This is a genomic window from Methanofollis sp. (assembly GCF_028702905.1).
Classification (GTDB): domain Archaea; phylum Halobacteriota; class Methanomicrobia; order Methanomicrobiales; family Methanofollaceae; genus Methanofollis.
On record NZ_JAQVNX010000141.1, the window covers coordinates 1 to 4,201 of the forward strand.

Below are 4,201 nucleotides of genomic sequence, written 5' to 3' on the forward strand. Positions count from 1 at the left end.
TACGGATAGTCCGAGAAAAAGACCGTCTCCCGGTAAAAATCGGGGTCGTTTTGATACCTCGTCTCATTGAAGAACGCGTCTATCTTTCCCATGGAGAGGACGTTCGGCGTCTCCTTTGAGACCGCAAGCCCCATTCTCTTCACGCTGTCCATCGCCGTCCTCTCCCCTTCCCAGTGGCTGTTCCCGGTCATGGTGAACTCGTCGAACCACCACCCCGGATCTTCGGCAAGGATCACCGAGGTCCGGTAGGCGACGCCGTCATCGTCGATGGTGGCGCTCTGGAGGCCGGCGAGCAGCCCCGGCACCATCCCCGCCGCCACGATCAGGGCGAGGAGGAAGATCGTGAATCCTGCCAGGAAGTCGAGGGAGAGCATGGCTGAGTCGTTGTCAAGGGCCGTTCAGACCACCTCCCCGGTCTGTGCGTCAAAACTGAGAGTCTCGGGTGTGGGAGCGTGCGACCTGATGGTGTACGTACCGTTCATGAGAGTGAGGTCTGTCTCCGGCCCGATCCCTTTGATCTCGTCGGCATGCATCTCATAGAGGTCGCGGGGCATGAGGGCTGCGTCCATGGAGATCTCCCCGCCGTCCAGCGGGTGGTTCCAGTTCAGTCTCGACCAGGTGCCGTGTGAGTAGACGAGGAACGAGGGTTTGCCGTCCTGCCGTATGCCAAGCGCCCAGGTGCTCGCGTTGCCCGCGGGCGCGACATCGGTGCCGCTCAGCGTGACGACCTCCATCCCGGTGATATTCTCGAAGCCTTCCCCTGCAAGCACCTCCAGGTCCGTGAGGGCGATATCGAGGTGTGTCTTCTCCTCTGCCATGGAGGGTGTCACGTCCCTGATACCGCCGCCTGCGGCTCCGTCTGCGGATGTAGTGGTGCAGCCAGAGACCCCGGAGAATGCGAGTATGCAGAAGACAAGGAGGGCAATGGTATGCGAGGGCTTCATAGCACGGATCCATTTTAGGGAGATTAGTATAAATAGTGTTTGAATCTGTATTGGCGCATTATCTCTTTTTGATCCGAGTTTAAGGTCTTTTTATCGGTGATATGGTGTCCGCCCTGGCGTGAGGCAGGCCTCTGTGGTTGTCTGGAAAGTCGGTGATGTGTCCCCTGTCCAGGTCCGGACGGAAATGGTGCCTTCTGGCATGTCCGGGACAGTAATACTTTTGTTACAAAAGGTGTCACCTTCCCCTCATGCAGAACCCCACTTTCGAGGAGGCCGTCCACTTCCACGGCCACCGCTGCCCGGGCCTTGCCTTCGGTTGCCGTGCTGCCGAGATCGCGATGGAAAAGGTCGGCGCCGTCCGTGCTCCCGACGAAGAACTTGTGGCCATAGTCGAGAACGACGCCTGCGGCGTGGACGGCATTCAGGTCGTCACCGGATGTACCGTTGGGAAAGGGAACCTCATCCTCCGAGACCTCGGCAAGGGTGCCTGGACCCTCATCAACCGCACGAGCGGGAAGGCGGTGCGGATCATGACCCGCCCCGACTTTTCCGTGGATGCCGTCGACCCCGCGTTCCACCCCCTGCGGGCGAAGATCCATGGCGGTTCCGCGACCCCCGCGGAGAGAGAGGCCTACAGAGAACACCTCGACGCCGTCTGTGCCGCCATCCTGACGCGCCCTGCCGACGAAGTCTTTGCGGTCAGGGAGGTGGCGCCCGACGTGCCTGAGAAGGCCAGGATCTTTGTGTCGTACACCTGCGCCGTCTGCGGGGAACAGGTCGCCGAATCGCGGGCTCGGGTCAAGGACGGGAAGATCGTCTGCATCCCGTGCGCCGGAAAATATACGAGAGGGTGGTGACCCCCCTCAAAAACTGTTTTACTCTTTCTTCCCTTCGCCGAGCGTGTGGATCACAAGTCCGGAGAGGAGTTTCGGTTCGAACCAGGTCGACTTCGGGGGCATGACCATGCCTGCGTCCGCGATCTCCATCACGGTCTCGACATCGACAGGCTGCATCGAGAAGGCGACGGCAAACTCGCCCGAGTCAACCCTCTCTTCGAGGTCGGCAAGAGGCCTGGCACCGCCGAGGTACTGGAGACGGGCGTCGCCGCGGGGGTCGGTGATCCCGAGCATCCCCTCGAGCACCCTCTTCTGGATGACGGAGACGTCGAGGGAACCGATCGGGTCGTCAGGGTTTTCGATCGGGCAGGTGATCTCGTACCAGACACCGCCCAGGTACATGTGGAAGACATGGTGGCCGTCGGCCTCCCTGAGGGGCGGCACACGGAAGACAGTGTCGTCGATCTCGCCGTACGCCTTCACCTCGAAGCCTTCCTTCAGGGCGGCGAGGAAGGACTCGGGCGTGTACGTGCCGAGGTCGGTGACAAGCCGTGAGTAGCCGTGGATCTTCACTCTCTTATGGGCAAGGAGGATCGCCATGAACCGGCCGTCCTCGGCCTCATAGATCCCGGCTTCCCTGCGGTTCCCGGCGATCGTCACCGCGGACTTGGCGCGGTGGTGACCGTCGGCGATGTACGCGGCCGGCACGCGGGCGAAGAGGCTCTCGATGTGCGCGAGGCGGACAGGGTCTTTGATCCTGAAGAGCTCGTGGACATTCCCCTGCTCGGTCTTGACGACGGCATCGGGCTCGCCCTCGGGGAGGATGGACTCGATGTACCCGAAGATGTCACCCTCGTCAGGGTACAGGACGACCACGAGGCCGGTGTTGGCGTTCGTGGCGTCGATGTGCCGGGTTCTGTCCCGTTCCTTGTCATAGCGGGTGTGCTCGTGCTTCTTGATGACGTCCTGGATGTAGTCGTCGACGTCAAGGCAGGCGACGAGCCCGAGATAGAGGTTGCCCCCCTGTTTCACCCGGTAGAGGTACATCGACGGGGCGTCGTCCCGGCGGAAGATCCCCTTCTCCTGCATCTCCTGGAAGGTCTCCCTCGCCTTCTCGTAGATCTGCTCGTCGTCGGCAGGGATGTCCCTGAGGATGGCGTCTGTCCTGCTCACGCTGAGAAAAGAGAGCGGGTTTTTCCTGATGACCTCTGCGGCCTCGTCTGTCGTCACCACGTCGTATGGCACCGAGGCAATCTTCGCGGCATATGCGCGCTCGGGCCGCAGCCCTGAAAAACGGTATACCTTTACCATGGGGATCACGTATCGTTCAAGCTGGTAGTACTTTCCCTCAGGTCAATATATTTCCTCGTGCAAGAGGTAGATCACAAACAATGTCCAAGCCAGGGATTTTTTTACGGAAAGCGGTGATCGGGGACCTCCCGGCCATCGTCGCCATCGAGCGTGAGTCCTTTGTGGACCCCTGGACTGAAGAGGCCTTTCTTCAGGCGCTTGAGTGCTGGGCCGAGACTTTCTTTGTTGCGGTCGCGTGCGGGGAGGTCGCGGGCTTCATCGTCGGCGGGATCGAGGACACCGGCGAGGCGGTGTACGGTCATATCTGCAACTTTGCAGTGGCTGAAAGGTTCAGGCACCGCGGGATCGGGGCGATGCTCGTCCAGAGTACCGAGAGGCTGTTTGCCGTCGATCTTGCGGAGGGCGTACAACTGGAGGTAAGGGTCTCCAACATCTATGCTCAGGCCTTTTACCGGAGACATGATTACCAGCCGGTCTTCACTATAGCGGGGTACTATTCCAATGGCGAGGACGCCATCGTGATGATGAAGTGGTTCTTCTGAAGGGTCATGGCCGGGGGGCAAAGCCCCCCGGACCCCCCACTATCAGGATAGGAACAGGGGCGGCGGTGGATCGACTTCTCTGACAGCCGCCCCTCTCCTGGGTTCGAGGCCGGAAAGTGCGGAAGAGGGTCATTCGTCGTTTTGTGGCCTCCCATCATCCGGTCGGGGAGATGGTAATCCCCCTCAGAACCCTTTTTTCTCCCCGAAAAAAAGGTCAGCCCCGGCCGAGTTGTTTGTGGGCCCGGGCGAGGTGGTTGGCGGCGAGGGCGCCGAGGAGGGAGAGTTCGCCTGCAAGCACGCCTCCGCCGACGATCTCGGCGAAAGCCTTTGCATGCGTCCCTTCCGGCTCGCCGCCGCCTCTGACGCCGAGGAGATTGAGGCACGCGGCCTGGGTGTCGATCCCTGTGCCGCCGCCGACAGTGCCCACCTGCACGGCAGGCAGGGTGACGGCCACATAAGCGCCGCCCTCTGTCTCCTCGACGGTGGTGATGGCGCTGCTCCCCTCGACCACATGGGCGGCGTCCTGGCCGCAGGCGAGGTACAGGGCGGCGATGATATTGGCGGCATG

At 61.5% G+C, this 4,201-nt stretch carries 4 protein-coding genes and 2 pseudogenes; 2 read left to right on the plus strand and 4 right to left on the minus strand.

What is annotated here, in order from left to right:
- Positions 1-374: pseudogene (locus PHP59_RS11595) on the minus strand (hypothetical protein); the annotation flags it as partial.
- 24 nt (positions 375-398) lie between these two features.
- Positions 399-944 (minus strand): hypothetical protein, encoded by a 546-nt coding sequence (locus PHP59_RS11600; protein WP_300167168.1) that lies wholly within the window; start codon positions 942-944, stop codon positions 399-401.
- A 248-nt stretch (positions 945-1,192) separates the two neighbouring features.
- Between PHP59_RS11600 and PHP59_RS11605 the strand changes: the two genes are divergently transcribed.
- Complete coding sequence (locus PHP59_RS11605; protein WP_300167170.1) at positions 1,193-1,801, plus strand: FmdE family protein; 609 nt, start codon at positions 1,193-1,195, stop codon at positions 1,799-1,801.
- Between the two features lie 18 nt (positions 1,802-1,819).
- Here PHP59_RS11605 and PHP59_RS11610 read toward each other — a convergent pair whose 3' ends face one another.
- The gene (locus tag PHP59_RS11610; protein WP_300167172.1) at positions 1,820-3,091 is read right to left on the minus strand and encodes a DUF1015 family protein; all 1,272 of its coding nucleotides are present in this window, start codon (positions 3,089-3,091) and stop codon (positions 1,820-1,822) included.
- A gap of 80 nt (positions 3,092-3,171) precedes the next feature.
- Between PHP59_RS11610 and rimI the strand changes: the two genes are divergently transcribed.
- Positions 3,172-3,633, plus strand: a complete 462-nt coding sequence (gene rimI, locus PHP59_RS11615) for a ribosomal protein S18-alanine N-acetyltransferase (protein ID WP_300167174.1) — start codon at positions 3,172-3,174, stop codon at positions 3,631-3,633.
- Between the two features lie 214 nt (positions 3,634-3,847).
- Here rimI and PHP59_RS11620 read toward each other — a convergent pair.
- Positions 3,848-4,201, minus strand: a pseudogene (locus PHP59_RS11620) (3-hydroxy-3-methylglutaryl-CoA reductase); the annotation flags it as partial.